Below are 22,220 nucleotides of genomic sequence, written 5' to 3'. Positions count from 1 at the left end.
GCCCCCCCCCCGGCACTGCAAAGTGTGCGAGGACTTTGCAAAGTGCACTTTGCAAAGTCCTCGCACACTTTGCAAAGTGCACGGACACCCACCCGGCGCCCTGCCCACATACGGCCCACAGGCCGCAGGCCACAGGCCGCACCGGCGGAAACGTTCCGTCAGACGGACCCGGTGCCGGCGGACCGCCGCCTCAGCAGCCAGAAGCCGCCGATCCCTCCCACCACCAGCAGCGCTCCGCCCGCGAGTTCCACGGGGTCGGCAGCCACCGAACCGCCCAGACCGGTCTTCACCGCACCGTGCGGAGCGACCTGCTGACTACCGGCACCGGACTGGCCGAGCGAACCCGCCCACTCTCCCGCCGCCTCGCTCCAGCCGCCCAGACCCGAGGGCGCCGAGCCGCCGGTGGACACCGAGACCGTGGTCACCGTGACATTGGTGGTGAAGGCGCCGCCGTCCGGACAGCTGCCGTCGATCTTGCTTTCGCCGCTGTTCTTACCCGCCAGCCGGGCCGAGCCGGTGTGCTTGCCGTCGGAGCCGAGCGTGAGGGTGGCCGGACCGCCCTCGAAGGCCGGCGAGCTGGCGGTGATGGTCTTGGCGTTGGGCTTGTCGGACTTCTCACAGGCGACCGTGACCGTCACGGTCTGGCCCGGTGCGGCCTGGGACGGGCTGACCGAGGCCGCGCCGTCCTTGGCCAGCGCGAGGGGGGCCGTCAGGCCGGTCAGCACCGTCGCGCCGATCAAGGCGGCGGCGGCCGTACGCGTGGGGCGCATACCGGAACCTCCGGGTTCTCTCGGGCGCAGCCGGGGACTCCGAAGTCCACGTGATCGAACAACTACACCCGGTCACTCCCCGACGGTAGGCACACCCTCCGCGCCCGGCCACCGCTCTGGCCCGTTCGGGGGGCCGGCCACCGACGGTGACCGGCCCCTCGGCGGAACGCTCAGAGGTCCAGGTCGACGACCACCGGGGCGTGGTCCGAGGTGCCCTTGCCCTTGCGCGCCTCGCGGTCGACGTAGCTGTCGGTGACGGCGTCCACGAAGGGCTTGTTGGCGAAGGTGAGGTCGATCCGCATGCCCCGGTTCTTCGGGAAGGCCAGCTGGCGGTAGTCCCAGTAGGTGTAGGGGCGGTCGTACTTGAGCGGGCGGGGCAGCACGTCGTGCAGCCCCGCCGAGGCCAGGGTGGCGAGGGCGGCCCGCTCGGCGGGGGTGACGTGGGTCAGGCCCTCGAAGGCGGCCAGGTCGAAGACGTCCTCGTCGGTCGGCGCGATGTTGAAGTCACCGAGGACGGCGAACGGCCGCTCACCGGCGGCGTCCTCCAGCGAGGCCGTCCGCAGCGCCTCCAGCCACTCCAGCTTGTAGCGGTAGTGGGCGTGGTCGACCTCGCGCCCGTTCGGCACGTAGACCGACCAGACCCGGACCGGGCCGCAGGTGGCGGCGATCGCGCGCGGCTCGACATCGGGCAGCAGGGCGTCGTCGGCGAGGTAGCCGGGCTGCCCGGGCAGGTCGCGGACGACGTCGTCGAGTCCGATCCGGGACAGGATCGCGACGCCGTTCCACCGGCCGTTGCCGTGCGCGGCCGTCTCGTAGCCGAGCTCGCGGACGGGCTCGTACGGGAAGGCGTCGGCGGCGCACTTCAGCTCCTGGAGGCAGAGCACGTCCGGCTTGGCGCTCTCCAGCCATTCGAGGAGCTTGGGCAGCCGCGCGGTGACGGAGTTGATGTTCCAGGTGGCGATGCGGACGGTCACGGCGGGCGGCCTTCCCGTGGTTCGGTACGGACGGGGTGGGCGCCCCGGTCCCCCGGACGACGCCCACCCCGAATCTACCGAACGGCACCGACAAAGCCGCCCGCCCGCACGACGCCCGACAGCACCTGCCCGGCATCGTCCGCCCGACGTCACCCGCCCGGCATCACCGCTCCCGGCATCACCGCTCCCGGCCTCACGGCTCGGGCCGGACCACCGCCGCCGAGCCGCCGCCGCGGCGCACCGGTTCGGCCGCGGCCACCCAGCGGCCGTCCGGCAGCCGCTCGACACCCGTCGCCGCCCCGATCTCCGGCGTACTGGTGAACACCTGGCCGAGCGCCTCCAGCCGCGCCCGTTCGGGCAGCGCCAGGAAGCCGGGCTCGGCCTGGGTGGCGGCCGTGTTGCGCTGGCTGGCACGCGGCGCGGCGATCGCCTGTTCCAGGCTCAGCCCCCGGTCGAGGCGGCCGAGCAGCACCTGGAGGGTGGTGGTGATGATCGTCGCGCCGCCGGGCGAACCGGCCGCCAGCACGGGCTCGCCGTCGCGCAGCACGATGGTCGGCGAGAGCGAGGAGCGCGGGCGCTTGCCCGGGCCGGGCAGGTTGGGGTCGGGCACGCCCGGCACCAGCGGGGTGAAGTTGAAGTCGGTCAGCTCGTTGTTGAGCAGGAAGCCCCGGCCGGGGACGGTGATGCCGCTGCCGCCGGTCTGCTCCAGGGTCAGCGTGTAGGAGACGACGTTGCCCCAGCGGTCGGCCACGGTGAGGTGGCTGGTGCTCAGCCCCTCGTAGGGCTCGGCGGCGGGCGCGGGCCCCGTGCTCGCGCAGTCGGCGGGGTGGCGCGGGTCGCCGGGCGCGACCGGGCTGGTCAGGGCGCGGTCGGGGCTGATCAGGCAGGCGCGGGAGGCGGCGTACCGGGCGGAGAGCAGTTCCTTGACCGGGACGTCGTTGAACGCGGGGTCGCCCACCCAGCGGTTGCGGTCCGCGAAGGAGAGCCGCGAGGCCTCCAGGAAGTGGTGGTAGTACTGCGTGGCGTCGTAGTCGGCGAGCTCGCCGTCCTCCAGGATGCCGAGCGCCTCGCCGACGGTGGTGCCGCCGGAGCTGGACGGGGCGATCGAGTAGAGGTCGTAGTCCCGGTAGGCGACATGGGTGGGCTGCTGACGGCGCACCCGGTAGTCGGCGAGGTCGGTGGCGTCGACCTTGCCTGGGCGGGCGACCCGGCCGGAGGCCGGATCGACCGGCGGGTGCTGGACGGTGCGGACGATGTCGGCGGCGATCCCGCCCCGGTACAGGGCCTCGGTGCCCTCCTTGCCGAGCTGCCGGTAGGTGTCGGCGAGGTCGGGATTGCGGAAGGTGGAGCCGACCGCCGGGAGCGCGCCGCCGGGCAGGAAGAGCTCGGCGGTGTCGGGGAAGTCCTTGAACCGGGCCTGGTTGAGCGCGGTCTGGTCCTGGAAGGTCTGGTCGACGGTGAAGCCCCGCTCGGCGATCCGCCGGGCGGGTTCGAGCGCCTCGGCGAAGCTGCGCCGGCCCCAGAGCCCGACGGCGGTCTCCCAGGTGGCCGGCGAGCCGGGCACCCCGACGGACAGGCCGCTGGTGACGGCGTCGGCGAAGGGCAGCGGTCGGCCGTCCTCCAGGAACAGCGAGGTGTCGGCGGTCCGGGAGGCGGTCTCCCGGCCGTCGATGGTGTGCACCCGGCCGGTGGCGTGGTCGTAGTAGACGAAGTACCCGCCGCCGCCGATCCCGGCCGAGTACGGCTCGGTGACACCCAGCGCCGCCGCCACCGCGACCGCCGCGTCCACGGCGTTGCCGCCCTTGCGCAGCACCTCGATCCCGGCCGCCGTGGCGTCGGCGTCCACACTGGCGACCGCACCGCCCCGGCCGACCGCTTCGGGCACCTTGGCCGGGGGCGCCGCGGCCCCGGCCGGTCCGGCGGCGACCGTGCAGACCAGGGCCGTGGCGAGCAGCAACGGCGGCGCGATTCGGGCCAGCGCTCTCATCCGGAGTCCTCCTGAGTGCCTGAGTTGACGTCAACTCCGTTGTTTCACGAGAGGCATGGCCTCGACAACAGTGCCGCGTCGCTACCAACGGGTAGTTGACACGAGTCGGGGGCGGCGACCCCCGGCGGGGCCCGGACCGGCCGACGGCCGACGGACGGTGCCGTCCGTCGGCCGTCGGTACCCGCCCTTCGTCAGGGCACCGCGCGTTCCACGCGGCGGCGCTTGATGGTGCGGAAGCGGCGGGCGACCTGGCGGGCGAGGTCGGCCGCGCCGACCAGGCCGGCCTCGTTGCCGAGGGCGGCGTGGACGATGCTCGACTCGGGGCGGAAGCCGCGGCCGGTGAGGGTGCGGCGGAAGGTGTCGCGGGCGGGGGTGAGGAGGAGGTCGCCGGCCTCGGAGACGCCGCCGCCGATGACGAAGCGGCCCGGGTCGAGGGCGGCCGCCAGGTTGGCGATGCCGACGCCGAGCCAGGTGCCCACCTCGTAGAGCAGTTCGGTGGCGGTCGGGTCGCCGGCCCGGGCGGCCTCGGTGACCAGCGGGCCGGTGATGCCCTCGACGGTGCCGCCGGCCCGGGCCAGCAGCGCCTGGACCACCGGGGACTCCTCGGCGACCAGTTCGCGGGCGTCCCGCACCAGGGCGTTGCCGGAGGAGTACTGCTCCCAGCAGCCCCGGTTGCCGCACGGGCAGCGGTGGCCGCCGGGCACCACCTGCATGTGCCCGAACTCGCCGGCCAGCCCGTACTTGCCCCGGTCCACGTAGCCGTCGCGGACGACGGCGCCGCCGATGCCGGTGCCCAGGGTGAGCATCACCATGTGCTCCTCGCCCCGGCCGGCGCCGAAGCGCCACTCGGCCCAGGCGGCGGCGTTGGCGTCGTTCTCGACGATGACGGGGAAGCGCAGCCGGGAGCTGAGCGCTTCCCGGAGCGGTTCGCCGCGCCAGTTGAGGTGCGGGGCGAAGAGCACGGTGGAGCGTTCGACGTCGACCCAGCCGGCCGCGCCGACACCGACCGCGTGGACGTCGTGCCGGTCGGCGAGTTCCAGCACCAGTTCGACGATGACGTCCTCGACCACCTTGGCGCTCTTGGACTTGTGGGGGGTGTCGGTGCGCAGCTTCTCCAGCACCTTGCCCTCACCGTCGACCACCCCCGCGACCACCTTGGTGCCGCCGATGTCCACGCCGATGGTCGGCAGCCGGAGCAGGCCGGCCGGCAGGGCCCGGCGGCGGCGCTCGGCGCGCGGCCCGAGGCCGAGCAGGGTGGGCAGGACCGGCGGACGGTTGCCGCCGTGGGGGCTGGTCACGGCTGGGGACGCTCCTCGGCAGGGTCGACGGGACGGGTGGGGTCGACAGGGTGGGTGGGGTCAGCGGGGTGGGCGGGGTCGGCGGGGCGGGTCGAACCGGCCGAACCGGTGGGACCGCCGGGGCCGGCCCCGGCGGCGGGCGGGGCCGTGGGCCGGGCCAGCTCGTGCGAGAGCTCGGCCAGGTCGGAGCCGCCCGCCATCTCGGTGGTGAGCTGCTCCAGGCCGATCTCCGCCCGCGCGTGGCTGCCCGCCATGCGGCCGCGCTTCAGCAGGGTGAAGTGGTCGCCGACCAGGTAGGCGTGGTGCGGGTTGTGGGTGATCAGCACGACGCCGAGTCCGGCGTCCCGGGCGGCGGTGACGTACTTGAGCACCACCCCGGACTGCTTGACGCCGAGCGCGGCGGTCGGCTCGTCCAGGACGAGCACCTCGGCGCCGAAGTGCACGGCGCGGGCGATGGCCACGCACTGGCGCTGGCCGCCGGAGAGGGTGCCGATCGGGCGGTCCACGTCGGGAAGGTCGATGCCCATGTCGGCGAGCGCCCGGCGGGTGGTGGCGCGCATGCCGTCGGCGTCGATCCGCAGGCCGCCCCAGCGCTTGTGCCCCTGCTCGGAGCCGAGGAAGAAGTTCCGCCAGACGGGCATCAGCGGGACGACGGCGAGGTCCTGGTAGACGGTGGCGATGCCCCGGTCCAGGGCCTGGCGCGGGGAGTCCAGGCGGACCTCCTCGCCGGCCACCGTGAAGGTGCCCTCGTCGTGCCGGTGCAGTCCGGCGATGATCTTGATCAGGGTGGACTTGCCGGCGCCGTTGTCACCGAGCACGCAGCTGATCTCGCCGGACCGCAGGGTCAGCGAGACGTCCTCCAGGGCCCGCACGGTGCCGTAGGTCTTCCCGATCCCGGTGAGGGAGAGCAGCTCGGTCATCGCGGTCCCCGTTCGGCGCGGCGCTTGACCCAGGTGTTCAGCAGGGCGGCGAGCAGCAGCATCGCGCCGAGGAAGAACTTGAACCAGTCGGGGTTCCACTGGGCGTAGATGATGCCCTTGCTGGCCATACCGAAGATCAGCGCGCCCAGCGCGGAGCCGACCACCGAGCCGTAGCCGCCGGTGATCAGGCAGCCGCCGATGACGGCCGCGACGATGTAGATGAGTTCGTTGCCGACGCCCTCGCCGGACTGCACGGTGTCGAAGGAGAACAACAGGTGCTGGCCGAGCACCCACGCGCCGAAGCCGACGAACAGGTAGAGCACGGTCTTCGTCCGGGCGACCGGGACGCCGACCGCCCGGGCCGCGGCCGCGTCGCCGCCGACCGCGAAGACCCAGTTGCCGAAGCGGGTGCGCAGCAGCACCCAGCTGCCGACGAGCAGCAGGCCGAGCCACCACCAGACGGTCGCCTTGATCGTCAGCCCGCCGACGGTCACCTCGGAGGCGAACAGCCAGCGGCAGGAGGCGAAGCCCTCCATGTCGGAGATCGGCTTGGTGGAGACGGTGCCCGAGACCAGTTTGGTGACGCCGAGGTTGGCGCCGGTCAGCATCAGGAAGGTGCCGAGGGTGACGATGAAGCTCGGCAGCTTGGTGCGGGAGAGCATCCACCCGTTGAACAGGCCGACCGCCAGCGTGACGGCCAGCGAGACCAGCACGCCGACCCAGGTCACCGCGGTGAGCTGGTAGGAGACCATCGAGGAGGTCAGCGCGGCGGTGGTGACCAGGACGCCGGCGGACAGGTCGAACTCGCCGCCGATCATCAGCAGCGAGACCGGTACCGCCATGATCCCGATGGTGGAGGCCGCGTACAGCACGGTGCCGAGCGAGGGGACCCGCAGGAAGGGTTCGGCGACGGCGGCGAAGACCAGGAAGACCGCGACGGCGGCGATCAGCGCGCCGAGTTCGGGCCGGCCGGCGAGGCGGCGCAGCGCGGCCGGGCGCTCGCGGCCCTGGACGAGGACGTCCGAGGAGCTCACCTGGTCCCCCTCGCCACGTACTCGGCGAGCGCGTCCGCGTCGTCCTTGGTCAGGATCTGCGGGCCGGTGGCGACCGGCTTGCCGCCGCCGAGCATGTCCAGGTTGGAGCGGTAGAGCCAGAGCAGGTCGACGCCCTCGTAGCCCTGGAGGTAGGGCTGCTGGTCGACCGCGAAGCCGACGGTGCCCGCCTTGAGGCCGGACACGACCTGCGTGCCCAGGTCGAAGGTGTCCAGCTCGACCGGGCGGCGGGCGTCCTGGATCGCCTGGAGCCCGGTGGCGGCCATCGGGCCGGAGAGGGTGAGCACGGTGTCGATCGCCGGGTCCGCCTGGAGCTTGGCGGAGACCGCCGCGCGGGCGTCGGGCATGTTGACGCCGTCGACGTACAGCACCTGGAAGGCGCCGCCGGCGGTGCCGCGGGCGCCGCCGCAGCGCTGCTCCTGGCCGACGTTGCCCTGCTCGTGGATGACGCAGAGGACGTTCTTGCGGCCGCGGGCGGCCAGTTCGGCCCCGGCCGCCTGGCCGGCGGTGCCCTCGTCCTGACCGATGTGGGTCAGCGCGCCGAACCGGGCGGAGAACTCCTGACCGGAGTTGATCGTGATGACCGGGATGCCGGCGGCCCTGGCCTTGCCGAGCACGTCGGCCATCGCCTCGCCCTTGGCGAGGGTGACCAGCAGGCCGTCGACCTTCTGGTCGATCGCGGCCTGGACCAGCTGGACCTGGTTCTGGGTCTGCGCGTCGTTGGAGTACAGGAAGGTGATGTTGTCCTTGGCGGCGGCCTGCTCGGCGCCCTTGCGCACGGTGTCCCAGAAGGCGTCGCCGGCCCCGGCGTGGGTCACCATGGCGACCTTCCAGCGCGGGGTGGTGACGGCGCCGCCGGCGGCGGCGGAGGCCTTGGCGCGCGCCTCCTCGGCGCGTCTGCCTCCGGTGCTGCTGCAGCCGGCGACGGCGGCCGTCAGGGCCAGGACGGCCAGCGCCGCGGCGACGGGCCGGAGCCGGCGGACGGGACTCATGCGGGTTGTGCTCATCCCCATAGTCTCGCCTCCCGGCGGACGGGCGTTCGCACCGCCTCGCCCGGCGGGCCGTTCCGTCCGGACGGTATCGTGCCCTGTGGGGGGATTCCTGGGAGTCCGCTGGACGCGAGGTCCGGGCAGAGCCTGTCAGGGTGGCAGACTGGGGCGGACCCGAAAAGGGAGCTTCACGGAAACGTGATGTTCCTCTCAGGTTCCGCACAGATTCGGACGGCAACCGATCCCCGTTACGGGCCGTCTGATGCCATTGAGGTGGCGTTCCGGGCGAGTGGGGCCCGGGCGGCTTCGAACCCGGATACGAGAAACATTCATGCAACTGACAGGTACGCCGTTCTTCGTCTGCACGGTCGTTCTCGTGCCGATCTCCATCGCCGTGGCGATGTGGGCCTGGGCCCGGGTCAAGGGACCCAAGCCCGTGCGCGTCCTGTCCAGGCTCGCCATGATCGTCCTCTGCCAGGCCACCGCGGTGGTCATGGTCTTCGTGATGGTCAACAACGCCAACCTGATCTACGGCAACTGGGACGACCTGCTCGGCACCGGCAAGCACGTGCGCGCGGTGCCGGTCGTACCGCCGGCCGACCCGGCCACGGGGGCGGGCCAAGCCGGTCAGGGCGCCTCGCCGGCCCCGGGCGCCGCCCCGGCGGGCGACGCGGCGCACCCGCCGGCCAACAAGGTCCAGCAGGCCTTCCGCGGCGTCGACGACCCGAAGGTGCCGAACGACGTCCAGAAGACCGACCTCAAGGGCCAGCTGTCCGGCGTGGACGGCGAGGTGCTGGTCTGGCTGCCGCCGCAGTACAACGACCCCGCGTACAAGGACAAGAAGTTCCCGGTGGTCGAGCTGATCCCCGGCTTCCCCGGCTCCTCCTCCACCTGGTACGGCACGCTGAAGGTCTCCGAGCAGCTCAAGCCCCTGATGCAGCAGGGCAAGGTGGCCCCGTTCATCCTGGTCTCGCCGCGCACCCTGCTGCTGGGCAACCGCACCGACGCCGGCTGCACCGACGTGCCGGGCAAGGTCAACGCGGACACCTGGCTCACCCGGGACGTCCCGCAGATGGTCCTGGACAACTTCCGGGCCGACCCCTCCGGCGACCGCTGGGCGATCGCGGGCTACTCGGCCGGCGCGCACTGCGCCACCAAGCTCTCGCTGGCCCACCCCAACCGCTACCGGGCGGGCGTCAGCCTCTCCGGCTACAACGACCCGGCGAAGGAGCCGGACTCGCTGGTCGGCAAGGACGCGAAGCTGCGCGACGCCAACAACCCGGTGACCATCGTGAAGGCCGCACCCCAGCCGCCGAAGGTCTCGCTCTACATCTCCGGCAACAAGGGCGACGGCTACGAGGACGGCCAGGCCGTCGCCGGCGCCGCCAAGGCGCCGACCACCGTCCAGGTGGTCGAGACCACCGGGCCGCACACCAGCGATGTGTGGAAGGACATGGTGCCGGGGGTCTTCGAGTGGCTGACCGGCATCATCCCGGCGGCCCACTAGCGGTAGCGGAGCACACCCGCGCACACCGCGCGCACCTGCGCACACCCGCGCCCGCCGTCGGGCGGATGGGCCCTCAGGCGAGTTCGAGGGCCAGGTAGAAGTCCACCCGGTCCTCCAGCCGGGACAGGTCACGGCCGGTCAACTCCTCGATGCGGCCGATCCGGTACCGCAGCGTGTTGACGTGGACGTGCAGCTGCGCGGCGCACCTGGTCCACGAGCCGTCCGAGCGGAGGAACGCCTCCAGCGTGCGGACCAGGTCCGCCTGGTGCTCGATGTCGTAGGCGATCACGGTGTCCAGCAGCCGGCTGCGGAAGGCCCGGCGGACCTCGTCCGGGACGGCCGCGAGCAGCAGTACGTGCGAGGCCAGTTCCTCCGGCCCGGCCACGCAGACCCGGCCGACCCTGGCGGCGGCGATCCGGCGGGCGTGCCGGGCCTCCTCCAGCGCGCCGCGCAGACCGACCGCCTCCTTGGCCGGGGCCGAGACGCCGAGGGTGATCCGGCCCTCCGATCCGAGCCCGGCCTCCAGCGGGGCGAGCAGCTCGCGCAGGGTGTCGGCGGGCACCGGGCTGTCCAGCGCGGGCAGCACCACCACCGCGCCGGCGCCGGCCCCGGCGACCAGCGCCCGGTCGCTGGTGCCGCCGAGCGCCTCCTCCAGGACCGCCCGCACCGCGCCCTCGGGCAGGCCGGTGCCCTCGGCGCTGAGCACCAGCCAGGAGTCCTCCGCCGCCTGCGGCTTCGGTTCGCGGCTCTCGTAGCGGGCGGCCATCGCCGAGGACGCGTACAGGGTGCGGCTGATCTCGGCCGGGTCCGCGTCGCGCTGGAGCAGGGTGAGCACCTCGTCGGCGAGGCGGCGGCGCAGCCGGCGGCCCTCGTCCCGGCGCTGGCGTTCGGCGGCGACCAGCCGGGCCAGGTTCTCGGCGAGCTGCTGGCGCTTCGCGGTCCACTCGGTGACGTCGCCCGCGACCGCGAGCACCCAGTCGGCGAGCGGCGCCTCGGCCTCGGGCGCGGCCGGCGCGGGCAGCAGCGAGTAGGCGCCGGCCGCGAGGCGGGCCCGGTGCGGGGGGCGGCGGCGCTGGCGCTGGGCGGCGAGGTGGGCGCGGATCAGCTGGTCCCGGTCGGCGGCCGGGAGCCGGTCGACGGGGCCGGCGATCACCGCGCCGGTCGGGGTGAGCACCCAGCAGTCGAGGTCGAGGTCGCCGCCGAGCAGGTCGAGGACGGCGTCCAGACCGCCGCCGCCGGCCGCCGAGACCAGCAGCCGGTGCCGGTCGACCAGGGCCGCCAGGTCGGCGGCCCGGTCGGCGGAGACCTGGCGGCCGACGAACTCGCTGACGGTCCCGAAGGCGATGTCGTCGGGGACGGCCAGCAGCGGCATCCGGTGCCGGCGGCAGGCCTCGACGAGGTCCTCGGGGACGGGGCCGACCTCGGCCTCACCCGCCGCCAGGGCGACCGCGCCGCCGGCCACGATGGTGCGCACGAAGCGCTCCGAGTCGGCCGGGGCGGTACGCCAGAGCATGCCGGTGAGGACCAGCTCGCCGCCGTGCAGATAGCGCCCCGGGTCGTGCAGGTCGGTCGTCATCACACCGCTGACCTGCCGGTCCAGCTCCTCCTCGGCCGCGAGCAGACGCAGGCGCGGGGCGCCGGGGGCGAGCAGGTCACGGACACGCATCCGGAGGCTCCTAACGGGCAGGTGGCGGGGGTGGGGACGGTCCGAGGGACCGGTCCGGGGTGACAGTGTGCCCGAACATCCGTGCTCGGCGTTACGTCCCAACGGGTGCCCGGATCACGGGGCCGTAGCTCGGGAATCACAGCCGGATTACGGTCGTAGGTGTGGCCCGGCCGACGGCTGGGCTGCGGGATCGCCCTTCTTAGAGGAACGTACAGGATGCCGGGCGGGACCACAGCCGGGGCTTCATGCCATCGGTGACTGCCAGTGGCCCCCGTCACAGCGGTTCACTGGCCACACGCCGCCGGACACACCCCGGTGACCGGAATCCGACGCGGAGGCGACGACGCGGAGGACCCGGTCCGAACACCGGGGCCCGGGCGACCGGGCCCGGGCACTGTGCCCACCCGTCCGGACGGCGACGACTTGAGGAGACACCCGCATGGAGTTCCTTCGGCCCGCCACTTGGGACGAGGCACTCGCGGCGAAGGCCGAACAACCGGCCGCGCTGCCCGTCTCGGGCGGTACGGACGTCATGGTCGAGATGAACTTCGACGTGCACCGGCCACCCGCGATCCTCGACCTGAACCGCGTCACCGAGCTCACCGAGTGGTCGAACGACGGCGAGGTGGTCCGACTCGGCGCAGCCGTCCCCTACAGCCGGATCATCGACGAGCTGTCCGGCCCGCTGCCCGGCCTCGCGCTGGCCGCCCACACCGTCGGATCCCCGCAGATCCGCAACCGCGGCGGCGTCGGCGGCAACCTGGGCGCGGCCTCGCCGGCCGGCGACTCCCACCCGGCGCTGCTGGCGGCCGGCCGGGACGTCCTGGTCGAGGCGGCCTCGGTCCGCGGCACCCGGCTGATCCCGATCGACGACTTCTACGTCGGGGTGAAGCGCAACTGCCTGGAGCCGGACGAGCTGATCCGCGCCGTGCGGATCCCGGTCGCGGACGGCCCGCAGCAGTTCTCCAAGATCGGCACCCGCAACGCGATGGTGATCGCGGTCTGCGCGTTCGGCTTCGCGCTGCACCCGCGCAACGGCACCGTCGGCACCGGCATCGGCTCGGCCGCCCCCACCCCGCGCCGCGCCGTCGAGGCCGAGGAGTACCTGCGGGAGGTGCTGGCCGGACGCGGCCTGTGGGAGAGCGGCGAGCTGCTGGGCGCCGAGGTGATCCAGCGGTTCGGCGAGCTGGTCAAGGCCGCCGCCTCCCCGATCGACGACGTCCGGGGCACCGCCGACTACCGGCGGCACGCGCTCGCCGTGATGGCACGGCGCACGCTCACCTGGACCTGGAACGACTACCGCAAGCAGATCAGGAGCGCGGCATGAGGGTCACGTTCACCGCCAACGGCAAGCCGGTCGAGGCCGACGACGTGTGGGAGGGCGAGAGCCTGCTCTACGTGCTGCGCGAACGCGTCGGCCTGCCCGGTTCGAAGAACGCCTGCGAGCAGGGCGAGTGCGGTTCCTGCACCGTCTACCTGGACGGCGTGCCGGTCTGTTCCTGTCTGGTCGCGGCCGGCCAGGTGCAGGACCGCGAGGTGCGCACCGTCGAGGGGCTCGGCGGTGCGGACGGCGAGCTGGGCCTGGTCCAGCAGGCGTTCGTGGACGCGGGCGCCGTCCAGTGCGGCTTCTGCACGCCGGGCCTGCTGGTGCAGACCGACGCGCTGCTGGCGCAGGACGCCCAGCCGTCGGACGCGGACATCCGCGAGGCCCTGTCGGGCAACCTGTGCCGGTGCACCGGCTACGAGAAGATCATGGACGCGGTGCGGCTGGCGTCCGCCCGCAAGTGCGCCGGCACCCGTGCCGGCGGGGCGGTGGCGGAATGAACGCGCGGACGAGTGCCCACAACAGTGCCGGGAGCGGTGCCGGGAGCGGTGCCGGGAGCAGTGTCCGGACCGGGGCCCGGACCATCCAGGGCCAGAAGAACCTCCAGGACATCCGGCAGTCCAGCAAGGACGGCATCGGCGGCTCGCCGCTGCGCCCGGACGGCACGCTGAAGGTACGCGGCGAGTTCGCGTACTCCTCCGACATGTGGCACGAGGACATGCTCTGGGGCATGGCGCTGCGCTCGCCGCACCCCCGGGCGAACATCCTCTCCGTGGACATCTCCGAGGCGCTCACCGTGCCCGGCGTGTACGCGGTGCTCACCCACGAGGACATCCCCGGCGCCAAGTACTACGGCCTGGAGATCGCCGACCAGCCGGCCCTGGCGATCGACAGGATCCGGTACCACGGCGAGTCGATCGCGCTGGTCGCCGCCGACCACCCGGAGACCGCCCGGCGCGCGCTGAAGAAGATCAAGGTCGAGTACGAGGTGCTCACCCCGATCGTCACCGAGGAGCAGTGCCTCGACCCGGAGACCCACGGTTACGTCCACGAGCCGCACGAGTACAAGTCGCACGCCCACGGCAACATCTGCCACGAGCAGAAGCTGGTCTCCGGCCTCGGCGTGACCGACGAGGTGCGGGCCCTGGCGGACGTCGTGGTCAGCGGCACCTACGAGGTCGGCATGCAGGACCAGGCCTTCCTCGGCCCGGAGTCCGGGCTCGCGGTGCCGGCCGAGGACGGCGGCATCGACCTCTACATCGCCACCCAGTGGCTGCACGTGGACCGCCAGCAGATGGCACCGGTGCTCGGGCTGCCGGAGGAGAAGGTCCGGCTCACCCTGGCGGGTGTCGGCGGCGCGTTCGGCGGCCGCGAGGACCTCTCGATGCAGATCCACGCGTGCCTGCTGGCCCAGCGCACCGGCAAGCCGGTCAAGATCGTCTACTCCCGGGACGAGTCCTTCTTCGGCCATGTGCACCGCCACCCGGCGAAGATGTACTACGAGCACGGCGCCACCCGGGACGGCAAGCTGGTCTACGCCGACGCCCGGATCGTGCTGGACGGCGGCGCCTACGCCTCCGCCTCGCCCGCCGTGGTCGGCAACGCGGCCTCGCTGGGCCACGGCCCCTACGTGATCCCCAACGTGCGGATGCACGCCATCGCGCTCTACAGCAACAACCCGTCCTGCGGGGCGATGCGCGGCTTCGGCGCGGTGCAGGCGGCGTTCGGCTACGAGACCCAGATGGACCGGCTGGCCGCCGAACTGGACATGGACCCGGTCGAGTTGCGCCGGCTCAACGCCATGAAGCAGGGCGACCGGATGCCCACCGGCCAGGAGATCGACGCACCCGCGCCGGTCGCCGAACTGCTGCGCCGGGTCAAGGACATGCCGCTGCCGCCGCCGCTCGACACCGACGACCTGGACGTACGGCTGCTGCCCGGCGCGCTGTCCAACACCTCCCACGGCGAGGGCATCGTGCGCGGCGTCGGCTACTCGGTCGGCATCAAGAACGTCGGCTTCTCCGAGGGCTTCGACGACTACTCCACCGCCCGGGTGCGGCTGGAGGTGATCGGCGGCGAGCCGGTCGCCCTGGTGCACACCGCGATGGCCGAGGTCGGCCAGGGCGGCGTCACCGTGCACGCCCAGATCGCGCGGACCGAGCTGGGCGTCGAGCAGGTGACCATCCAGCCCGCCAACACCGAGGTGGGCTCGGCCGGTTCGACCTCCGCCTCGCGCCAGACCTATATGACGGGCGGCGCGGTCAAGCTGGCCGCCGAGGCGGTCAAGCGCGAGCTGATCGAGAAGGGCCGGCGCCGCTACGGCTGGACCCAGCAGGACCTCACGCTGGCCGGCGGCAAGGTCGTCTCCGAGTCGGCCGGCGCGCTGGTCTCCATGGTCGACCTGCTCGGCGAGGACGCCATCGACCTCACCCGCGAGCACCACCACCGCCCGACCGTCCCGTTCGACAAGGAGACCGGCCAGGGCTTCGGCCACGTCCAGTACACCTTCTGCGCCAACCGCGCGGTGGTCGACGTGGACGTCGAACTCGGCCTGGTCAAGGTGGTCGAGCTGACCGCCGTCCAGGACGTCGGCAAGGCGCTCAACCCGCTGTCGGTGGTGGGCCAGATCCAGGGCGGCTGCACCCAGGCGCTCGGGCTCGCGGTGATGGAGGAGATCATCGTGCGGGACGGCAAGGTGCGCAACGCCTCCTTCACCGACTACCTCATCCCCACCATCCTGGACACCCCGCCGATCCCGGTGGAGATCCTCGAACTCCCCGACCCGCACGCCCCGTACGGGCTGCGCGGGGTGGGCGAGGCGCCGACCGTCTCGGCAACGCCGTCCATCGTGGCCGCCATCCGCAACGCCACCGGTCTGGCGCTGCGCCGGATCCCGGTCCGGCCCGAGCACCTGACCACCGAACGGCCCGGGGAGCTCTAGGGTCCGTCCCCGGCTCGCTCCCGCACCCCCACGACTCCCCGGGGCGGCGTCCGGTCTTCCCCGCCGCCCCGGGGCCGAGCACGGCCCGTACGACCCGCGTCATCCGCGCGACCCGCACCGCCTGCACGATCTGCACGGCACCAGCGCAGTACGGCAGTACCGCAGTACCGCCACCGCACCAGGACCGCCGCCCGCCCACGCCGGGGCCCGGCGGCGGCCCGCACCACCCGTGCAACCGTGAGTCGAATCGTCCCCCTGTGCCACGCCTTCGTCGCCTGGCTGCCAGGTCGGCTCGCCCACCCCAACCCCCATTGACACTTGGGAGTGGACATGACCAGGATCCCCACGGAGCCCGGCACCACTGCAGACAGACCCACCGAGGCCGACGAGGCCACCGGGAACGACACCCCCACGTCGTCCCCGGCCGCGCCCAGGAACGCGCTGGACGCCTACTTCAAGATCTCCGCCCGGGGATCGACCCTCGCCAATGAACTCCGGGGTGGCCTCACCACCTTCATGGCGATGGCGTACATCATCCTGCTGAACCCGCTGATCCTCGGCGGCGCCGACGTCACCGGCGTCAAGCTGGACCACGCGGCGCTCACCACCGCCACCGCGCTCGCGGCGGCCGTCACCACCGTCCTGATGGGCGTGCTCGGCAATGTGCCGCTCGCCCTCGCGGCCGGCCTGTCCGTCTCCGGCGCCGTCTCGGCGCTGGTGGTGCCGCACACCACCTGGCCGCAGGCGATGGGCCTGTGCGTCATCTACGGCCTGCTGATCGTGCTGCTGGTGGTCTCCGGCCTGCGCGAGAAGATCATGAACGGCATACCCCTGCCGCTCAAGCACGCCATCACCATCGGCATCGGCCTGTTCGTCACCGTGATCGGCCTCTTCAAGGCCGGCTTCATGCACACCGGCGGACCCACCCCGCTCTCGCTCGGCCCGGCCGGCGAACTCACCGGCTGGCCGGTCCTGGTCTTCTGCCTCACCCTGCTCGCCATCTTCGTACTGATGGCCCGCAATGTGCGCGGCGCGATCCTCATCGGCATCGCCGGCGGCACCGTGGTCGCGATGATCGTGAACAAGCTCGCCGACATACCCGCCGCGGCCTGGCGCAACTCCGCGCCGGTCTGGCCCGGTTCGCCGGTCGCCGCGCCCGACTTCAGCCTGTTCGGCGACGTCGACCTGTTCGGCGCCTTCGGCGGCCGGGGCCTGGGCGCGATCAGCGCCTCGGTGGCGGTCTTCACCCTCGTCCTGGCCGGCTTCTTCGACGCGATGGCCACCATCATCGGCGTCGGCACCGAGGCCGGACTCGCCGACCGGCGCGGCCGGATGCCCGGCCTGTCCAAGGCCCTGTTCATCGACGGCGCCGGCGGCGCGGTCGGCGGCCTGGCCGGCGCCTCCGGGCAGACCGTGTTCGTCGAGTCCGCGACCGGCGTCGGCGACGGCGCCCGCACCGGACTCGCCTCCACCGTCACCGGCGGGCTGTTCGCCCTGATGCTGTTCTTCTCGCCGCTGGCCGCCATCGTGCCGGTCGAGGTGGCCTCGGCGGCGCTCGTCGTCATCGGCTCGATGATGATGAGTCAGGCCCGGCACATCGACTGGTCCGACCGCGAGGTGGCCATCCCGGCCTTCCTCACCTGCACGCTGATGCCGTTCACCTACAGCATCACCGCCGGTGTCGCCGCCGGTGTGATCTCCTACACGGTGATCAAGGCCGGCCGGGGGCGGTGGCGCGAGCCCGGGGCGCTGATGTGGATCCTCACCGGCGTGTTCGTCGTCTACTTCGCGCTCGGGCCGGTCAAGTCCTGGCTCGGCGTGCACTGACCGGCGTGCACTGACCGGTGCGGCCCGCCCGACCGGGCCTGCTCTCGAAGCGACCGCCGCCGTACGGGATCGTTCTCCGTACGGCGGCGGTCCCACCGGCCCGTCCCGCCGGCCCGTCCCGCCCTCGGCCGCCCTGATCCGCCCCCTCCGCCCCCGATTGACTACCCTCGAAAGCGCGAAGGAGCTTCCGTCATGCAGGACATCGCCCAGCAGCTGCTGGCCTGGCACACGTCCGGCCGCTCCTTCGCCGTGGCCACCGTCGTCGGGGTCACCGGCAGCGCTCCGCGCGACCCGGGCGCCGCGCTCGCCGTCGACGCGGACGGCGAGGCGATCGGCAGCGTCTCCGGCGGCTGCGTCGAGGGCGCCGTCTACGAACTCTGCCGGGCCGCGATCGAGTCCGGCGAGCCCGTGCTGGAACGGTTCGGCTACAGCGACGAGGACGCCTTCGCCGTCGGCCTGACCTGCGGCGGGATCCTGGACGTCTTCGTCCAGCCGGTGCGCCCCGGGGCCGATCCGGCCCTCGACGCCGGTATCGCGCTGATCGCCGACGGCACCCCGGTGGCGCTCGCCCGGGTCGTCGCCGGACCGGCCGGACTGCTCGGCGCCACCGTCGCCGTCACCGCCGACACCCACCACGGCCTGCTCTCCCCCGCGCCCTCCGTGGCCGCCCCGCTGGAGCGGTCGGTCGTCGCCGAGGCCCGGGCCATGCTCGACGCGGGCCGCACCGGCCGGCTCGTCCTCGGCCTGGACGGGCGCCCCTGCGACGAGCACGGTCAGGGCACCGTCACCCTCTTCGTGGAGTCGTACGTGCCCGCGCCGCGGATGCTGGTGTTCGGCGCGATCGACTTCGCCGCCGCGGTGGTGCGGATCGGCAAGTTCCTCGGCTACGACGTCACCGTCTGCGACGCGCGGCCCGTCTTCGCCACCGAACGGCGCTTCCCCGAGGCCGACCGGGTGGTCGTCGACTGGCCGCACCGCTACCTGGACACCCAGCTGGACCGGCTGGACGGCCGGACCGTGCTCTGCGTGCTCACCCACGACGCCAAGTTCGACCTCCCGCTGCTGGAGCGCGCGCTGCGGCTCCCGGTCGGCTACGTCGGCGCGATGGGCTCGCGCCGCACCCACCGCGAGCGCGAGGCCGGACTGCGCGCGGCCGGACTGACCGATGCCGAGATCGGGCGGCTGCGCTCGCCCATCGGCCTCGACCTCGGTGCCCGCACCCCCGAGGAGACGGCCGTCTCCGTCGCCGCCGAGATCGTCGCCCACCGGCGCGGCGGCAGCTGCCTGCCGCTGAGCGCCGGAACCGGGCCGATCCACCACGACCTGGCGAAGGACCTGGCGACGGCCGAGGAGAGCCGGGGGACACCGGCCCGCCGGGACCGCAAGCCGCACGCCGCTTAGGGCCGGTCCTCCGGGGCGGCTTCCGCCCCCCGCCCACCCCCCGGCAGCCTCCCGGCGCAGCCCCCGAACCGCCCCGACGGCCAACCCGGTACCGCCGACCGGGTGAATTGCGGGCCCCGCAGGACCGGAGCACGCTGGAATCGAGGACTCGTCCGGGCCCTCGCCCGCGCCCGGGAAGGGGCACTGCCATGCGCGCGCTGCTGGAGATCGAACTCGACACCCAGACGGCCAACCGGGCCGTCGCGGACGGCGCCATCATGGCGAGGTTCAACCAGATCATGGCCGACCTGAAACCCGAGGCGGCCTATGCCTTCGCGCGCCACGGCCGGCGCTGCCAGATCGTGGTCGTCGACGTCCCCGACGAGGCCGCCGTGGTCGCGATCTGCGAGCCGTTCTGGCTGGAGTTCAACGCCCACATCGACATGCACATCTGCATGACCCCGGACGACCTCCGCGAGGGCCTCGGCCGCGTGGGACGCCGAGCAACCTGACCGGTCGGACCGGTCGGACTAGTCGGAGACCGCCAGCTTCACGCCGAAGCCGACCACGGCCAGGCCGGTCACCCGGTCCATCGCCCGGCGTGCGGCCGGGCGGCGCAGCCGGGTGCGGAGTGCCTGGGCGAAGGCCACCAGGACCGTCGACCAGAGCAGGCCCTCGAGCACGTGTACGCAGGTCAGCGCGACACCGGCGGCGAAGTGCGGTGCCCCCGCCGGGATGAACTGCGGGAGTACCGCCACGTAGAAGACGCCCACCTTGGGGTTGAGCAGGTTGGTCAGCAGACCGCGCCGCCAGCCCGCGGCGAGGCCGCCGGTCGCGGGGTCCGCCGGGGCGCTGTCCGCCGGCTCCGGGTGCGCGCGGGAGCGGAGCATCCCCACGCCCAGCCACACCAGGTACGCGGCGCCCGCCCAGCGGAGGATCTCGTAGCCCAGCTGCGAGGCGGTGAGCAGCGCCGTCACACCGGCCGAGGTGAGCGCTCCCCAGAGCAGCGTGCCGGTCTGGATGCCGAGCACCACGCCCCAGGCCTGCCGCCGGTGGCCGAGCGCCGAGGTGCGGAGGATCAGGGCGGTGTCCAGCCCCGGGGTGAGCGTCAGCAGGCCCACCACGAGGGCGAAGGACCACAGGGCGGTCGTCATCTCCATGGCCCAGGATCGTACGGGGGCCGGGCCGCTCCGCCGCGCGCAGGTCGGCGGCCCGGGCGGCCGGGGCGGACCGCGGGCGGGGTCACGCCGGGCGGCGCACCCGCTCGGCCACCCGGCGGCCCTCCTGCTCGGTCGGGTCGAACTCCACCCGCTGTCCCTCGACGAGCGTCCGGTCGCCGCCGTCCGCCGCCACGATCGAGTCGTAGTACACGTACAGCGCCGGGCCGTCGTCGTCGGGGGTGATCAGGCCGTACCCGTGCTCGGCCTGGTAGGACTGCACGATGCCGGTGGCCATCGGGGTCTCCTCGGATCCGTTGTCGGCACGGGGGCCGCAAGCTCCCCCCTCGCCACCCATGATCGGTGCAGAACCCGCCGGGCGCACGCCCCGGCCCGAACAGGAGGACGGCAACGGATGCGGACGGCCCGCGCGATCTCCCTGCTCCTGCTGCTCCAGGCCCGCCGCAGCATGACCGGCGCCGAACTCGCCGCCGAACTGGAGGTCTCCGAGCGCACCGTGCAGCGCGACGTCCTGGCGCTGGCCGAGGCCGGGGTCCCGGTGTACGCCGACCGGGGGCGGGCCGGCGGCTACCGGCTGCTCGACGGCTACCGCACCCGGCTGACCGGGCTGGACCGGGCGGAGGCCGAGGTCCTGCTGCTGGCCGGCCTTCCCGGGCCGCTCCAGGACATGGGCCTCGCCGATCCGGCGCTCGCGGCCCGGCTCAAGGTGACCGGCGAGCTGGGCGGGGCGCCGGCCGCCGGGGCGCGGCGGTTCCACCTGGACGCGCCCGGCTGGTTCCGCGACGCCCCCGTGCCGCCGCTGCTGGCCGAGGTCGCGCGGGCGGTGTGGGGCGGGCGGCTGCTGCGGGCGCGCTACCGGCGGCGGCCGGAGGCGGACCCGGTCGAGCGGGTGCTGCGGCCGTCCGGTCTGGTGCTGAAGGCGGGCACCTGGTACCTGGTCGCCCGGCCGGACGGGACCGGCCAGGAGGGGGAGGCCGCCGGGCACCGGGTGTACCGGGTGGACCGGCTGCTCGCCGCCGAGCCCTCGGACCGGCCGTTCACCCCCGACGGGGCCGACGCGGACTTCGACCTGGCCGCGTTCTGGGAGGGCCGGGCGGCCGACTTCGCCCGCTCGCTGCTCCGGGAGACGGTCACCCTGCGGCTCGGCCCGCCCGGCCTGGCCCTGGTCCGGCGGCTGCTCGAACCGCTCGCCGCCCGGGAGGCCCTGGCGAGCGCCGGGGAGCCCGACGGGCAGGGGCGGGTGACCGTCCGGCTGCCCGTCGAGTCGCTGGACGTCGGCTACGAGGAGGTGCTGCGGCTCGGGCCGGAGGCCGAGGTGCTGGAGCCCCCGGCCCTGCGGCAGCGGCTGGCGGAGGCGGCGGCCCGCGCCGCCGCCCTGTACGGCGTACCGCCCGCCGGCCGGCCTCAGCGGTAGCCGGCCGGGTCCACCGGGCCGTCCGCGCCCTCGATGTCCACCAGGTAGCGCCAGGCGTCGGGGCGGCTCCCGTCCAGGTCGGTGAAGCCGTACTCCAGGGCCAGGCCGCCGCTGGACAGCGAGGTGCCGTTGAACCGCGCCCGCCCGGGGTCGGCGGCCAGCGCGGCCACCGCGCGGCCCACGTACGCCGGGGACTCCGAGATGCCGAACTGCGGTTCGGCCGCCGTCGCCTCCCGCCACGTCCGCTCGGTGACGCCGAAGTGCTCCAGCATCATCTCCGAGCGCATCCAGCCCGGGGTGAGCGCCACCGCCGTCGCCCCGCGCGGGCCCAGCTCGTGCCCCAGCGCGAAGGCCATCCGCAGGACGGCGGCCTTGGCGACGTCGTAGAAGAAGGAGTTCCGGTAGCGGGTGGCGTTGTACTCGGCGGTGCCGTCGGTCATCTCGACCACCAGCCCGCCGGGGCGGCGCAGCAGCAGGGGCAGCAGGTGGTGGCTGGTGACCGCGTGCGTCTCGACGGCCAGCCGCAGCAGGCGCAGGCCCTTGTCCAGGTCGTGCTCCCAGACCGGGACGTTCCAGCCGAACAGTTCCTCGCCGCCCCAGATGTCGTTCACCAGGATGTCCAGCCCGCCCTGCTCGGCCTCGATCCGGGCGGCGACCGCCGCCACCTCGGCCGGGACCAGGTGGTCGGCGCGCACCGCGACGCCCTGCCCGCCGGCGGCCGTCACCAGCTCCGCCGTCTCCTCCAGGGTCTCCGGCCGCCCGTAGTCCCCCTGGTGCCCCTCGGCGCTGCGCCCCGTGCCGTACACCGTCGCCCCGGCGGCGCCCAACGCCACCGCGATCCCCCGCCCGGCGCCCCGGGTGGCTCCCGCCACCAGTGCGACCCTGCCCTTCAACGGCTGCTCCGTCATGCCTCGCCCTTCCTCACGTGCCGCGGTGTCTCCACCCGTCACCCGATACTCCCCGGGAATCCCGACATCTCCTGTCGGGATTCCC

At 73.7% G+C, this 22,220-nt stretch carries 19 protein-coding genes; 8 read left to right on the top strand and 11 right to left on the bottom strand.

The window, feature by feature from the left end:
* Positions 1–158: 158 nt before the first annotated feature.
* The 7 genes from SM793_RS31635 to SM793_RS31605 form a co-directional block, all read right to left on the bottom strand.
* Positions 159–770, bottom strand: a complete 612-nt coding sequence (locus SM793_RS31635; RefSeq protein WP_320441751.1) for a hypothetical protein — start codon at positions 768–770, stop codon at positions 159–161.
* Between the two features lie 170 nt (positions 771–940).
* The gene (locus tag SM793_RS31630) at positions 941–1,744 is read right to left on the bottom strand and encodes an exodeoxyribonuclease III (RefSeq protein WP_320441750.1); all 804 of its coding nucleotides are present in this window, start codon (positions 1,742–1,744) and stop codon (positions 941–943) included.
* Between the two features lie 193 nt (positions 1,745–1,937).
* Positions 1,938–3,731, bottom strand: a complete 1,794-nt coding sequence (gene ggt, locus SM793_RS31625; protein ID WP_320441749.1) for a gamma-glutamyltransferase — start codon at positions 3,729–3,731, stop codon at positions 1,938–1,940.
* A 191-nt stretch (positions 3,732–3,922) separates the two neighbouring features.
* Positions 3,923–5,029, bottom strand: coding sequence for an ROK family glucokinase (locus SM793_RS31620; RefSeq protein ID WP_413816073.1), 1,107 nt, complete (start codon positions 5,027–5,029; stop codon positions 3,923–3,925).
* Positions 5,026–5,949 (bottom strand): ATP-binding cassette domain-containing protein, encoded by a 924-nt coding sequence (locus SM793_RS31615; RefSeq protein ID WP_320441748.1) that lies wholly within the window; start codon positions 5,947–5,949, stop codon positions 5,026–5,028. Before SM793_RS31615 ends, SM793_RS31620 begins: the two co-directional genes overlap by 4 nt.
* On the bottom strand, positions 5,946–6,983 hold the full coding sequence (locus SM793_RS31610) for an ABC transporter permease (RefSeq protein WP_320441747.1): 1,038 nt from the start codon (positions 6,981–6,983) through the stop codon (positions 5,946–5,948). Before SM793_RS31610 ends, SM793_RS31615 begins: the two co-directional genes overlap by 4 nt.
* Positions 6,980–7,993 carry a substrate-binding domain-containing protein gene (locus SM793_RS31605; protein WP_320441753.1) on the bottom strand — a complete coding sequence of 338 codons (1,014 nt, stop codon included), beginning with the start codon at positions 7,991–7,993 and terminating at the stop codon, positions 6,980–6,982. Before SM793_RS31605 ends, SM793_RS31610 begins: the two co-directional genes overlap by 4 nt.
* Before the next feature lie 328 nt (positions 7,994–8,321).
* Here SM793_RS31605 and SM793_RS31600 point away from each other — a divergent pair, with 328 nt between their 5' ends.
* Positions 8,322–9,497, top strand: a complete 1,176-nt coding sequence (locus SM793_RS31600; protein WP_320441746.1) for an alpha/beta hydrolase — start codon at positions 8,322–8,324, stop codon at positions 9,495–9,497.
* Between the two features lie 73 nt (positions 9,498–9,570).
* On the opposite strand, the gene SM793_RS31595 is transcribed toward SM793_RS31600, so the two are convergent.
* Positions 9,571–11,163, bottom strand: a complete 1,593-nt coding sequence (locus SM793_RS31595; protein WP_320441745.1) for a PucR family transcriptional regulator — start codon at positions 11,161–11,163, stop codon at positions 9,571–9,573.
* 439 nt (positions 11,164–11,602) lie between these two features.
* Here SM793_RS31595 and SM793_RS31590 point away from each other — a divergent pair, with 439 nt between their 5' ends.
* From SM793_RS31590 to SM793_RS31565, 6 genes are all read left to right on the top strand, one after another.
* Positions 11,603–12,490 carry an FAD binding domain-containing protein gene (locus tag SM793_RS31590; protein WP_320441744.1) on the top strand — a complete coding sequence of 296 codons (888 nt, stop codon included), beginning with the start codon at positions 11,603–11,605 and terminating at the stop codon, positions 12,488–12,490.
* On the top strand, positions 12,487–12,987 hold the full coding sequence (locus tag SM793_RS31585) for a (2Fe-2S)-binding protein (protein WP_320441743.1): 501 nt from the start codon (positions 12,487–12,489) through the stop codon (positions 12,985–12,987). The genes SM793_RS31590 and SM793_RS31585 overlap by 4 nt, the downstream gene beginning before the upstream one ends.
* Positions 12,984–15,428, top strand: a complete 2,445-nt coding sequence (gene pucD, locus SM793_RS31580) for a xanthine dehydrogenase subunit D (protein WP_320441742.1) — start codon at positions 12,984–12,986, stop codon at positions 15,426–15,428. Before SM793_RS31585 ends, pucD begins: the two co-directional genes overlap by 4 nt.
* Before the next feature lie 330 nt (positions 15,429–15,758).
* Positions 15,759–17,255, top strand: a complete 1,497-nt coding sequence (locus SM793_RS31575) for an NCS2 family permease (protein WP_320441741.1) — start codon at positions 15,759–15,761, stop codon at positions 17,253–17,255.
* A gap of 192 nt (positions 17,256–17,447) precedes the next feature.
* Positions 17,448–18,656 (top strand): XdhC/CoxI family protein, encoded by a 1,209-nt coding sequence (locus SM793_RS31570; protein ID WP_320441740.1) that lies wholly within the window; start codon positions 17,448–17,450, stop codon positions 18,654–18,656.
* 188 nt (positions 18,657–18,844) lie between these two features.
* Entirely contained in the window at positions 18,845–19,147 is a 303-nt protein-coding gene (locus tag SM793_RS31565; protein WP_320441739.1) for a hypothetical protein, read from the top strand.
* Positions 19,148–19,165: 18 nt separating this feature from the next.
* Here the strand turns inward: SM793_RS31565 and SM793_RS31560 are convergent, their stop codons facing one another.
* Positions 19,166–19,795, bottom strand: coding sequence for a LysE family translocator (locus tag SM793_RS31560; RefSeq protein WP_320441738.1), 630 nt, complete (start codon positions 19,793–19,795; stop codon positions 19,166–19,168).
* Between the two features lie 82 nt (positions 19,796–19,877).
* The gene (locus tag SM793_RS31555; RefSeq protein WP_320441737.1) at positions 19,878–20,090 is read right to left on the bottom strand and encodes a cold-shock protein; all 213 of its coding nucleotides are present in this window, start codon (positions 20,088–20,090) and stop codon (positions 19,878–19,880) included.
* Between the two features lie 117 nt (positions 20,091–20,207).
* Between SM793_RS31555 and SM793_RS31550 the strand changes: the two genes are divergently transcribed.
* On the top strand, positions 20,208–21,227 hold the full coding sequence (locus SM793_RS31550) for a helix-turn-helix transcriptional regulator (protein WP_320441736.1): 1,020 nt from the start codon (positions 20,208–20,210) through the stop codon (positions 21,225–21,227).
* On the opposite strand, the gene SM793_RS31545 is transcribed toward SM793_RS31550, so the two are convergent.
* Positions 21,218–22,135 (bottom strand): SDR family oxidoreductase, encoded by a 918-nt coding sequence (locus SM793_RS31545; RefSeq protein WP_320441735.1) that lies wholly within the window; start codon positions 22,133–22,135, stop codon positions 21,218–21,220. The genes SM793_RS31550 and SM793_RS31545 overlap by 10 nt on opposite strands.
* Positions 22,136–22,220: the final 85 nt, after the last annotated feature.

It is taken from the genome of Kitasatospora purpeofusca (genome assembly GCF_034043715.1).
GTDB lineage: Bacteria > Actinomycetota > Actinomycetes > Streptomycetales > Streptomycetaceae > Kitasatospora > Kitasatospora purpeofusca_A.
This window is presented reverse-complemented; position numbering and strand designations above follow the sequence as displayed.

Bases quoted from the DNA above. Each gene is read 5' to 3' on its own strand.
- SM793_RS31635 (WP_320441751.1), bottom strand. From the start codon at position 770: ATGCGCCCCACGCGTACGGCCGCCGCCGCCTTGATCGGCGCGACGGTG.
- ggt (WP_320441749.1), bottom strand. From the start codon at position 3,731: ATGAGAGCGCTGGCCCGAATCGCGCCGCCGTTGCTGCTCGCCACGGCC.
- SM793_RS31615 (WP_320441748.1), bottom strand. From the start codon at position 5,949: ATGACCGAGCTGCTCTCCCTCACCGGGATCGGGAAGACCTACGGCACC.
- SM793_RS31605 (WP_320441753.1), bottom strand. From the start codon at position 7,993: ATGAGTCCCGTCCGCCGGCTCCGGCCCGTCGCCGCGGCGCTGGCCGTC.
- SM793_RS31600 (WP_320441746.1), top strand. From the start codon at position 8,322: ATGCAACTGACAGGTACGCCGTTCTTCGTCTGCACGGTCGTTCTCGTG.
- SM793_RS31595 (WP_320441745.1), bottom strand. From the start codon at position 11,163: ATGCGTGTCCGTGACCTGCTCGCCCCCGGCGCCCCGCGCCTGCGTCTG.
- SM793_RS31590 (WP_320441744.1), top strand. From the start codon at position 11,603: ATGGAGTTCCTTCGGCCCGCCACTTGGGACGAGGCACTCGCGGCGAAG.
- SM793_RS31585 (WP_320441743.1), top strand. From the start codon at position 12,487: ATGAGGGTCACGTTCACCGCCAACGGCAAGCCGGTCGAGGCCGACGAC.
- pucD (WP_320441742.1), top strand. From the start codon at position 12,984: ATGAACGCGCGGACGAGTGCCCACAACAGTGCCGGGAGCGGTGCCGGG.
- SM793_RS31575 (WP_320441741.1), top strand. From the start codon at position 15,759: ATGACCAGGATCCCCACGGAGCCCGGCACCACTGCAGACAGACCCACC.
- SM793_RS31570 (WP_320441740.1), top strand. From the start codon at position 17,448: ATGCAGGACATCGCCCAGCAGCTGCTGGCCTGGCACACGTCCGGCCGC.
- SM793_RS31565 (WP_320441739.1), top strand. From the start codon at position 18,845: ATGCGCGCGCTGCTGGAGATCGAACTCGACACCCAGACGGCCAACCGG.
- SM793_RS31560 (WP_320441738.1), bottom strand. From the start codon at position 19,795: ATGGAGATGACGACCGCCCTGTGGTCCTTCGCCCTCGTGGTGGGCCTG.
- SM793_RS31555 (WP_320441737.1), bottom strand. From the start codon at position 20,090: ATGGCCACCGGCATCGTGCAGTCCTACCAGGCCGAGCACGGGTACGGC.
- SM793_RS31550 (WP_320441736.1), top strand. From the start codon at position 20,208: ATGCGGACGGCCCGCGCGATCTCCCTGCTCCTGCTGCTCCAGGCCCGC.
- SM793_RS31545 (WP_320441735.1), bottom strand. From the start codon at position 22,135: ATGACGGAGCAGCCGTTGAAGGGCAGGGTCGCACTGGTGGCGGGAGCC.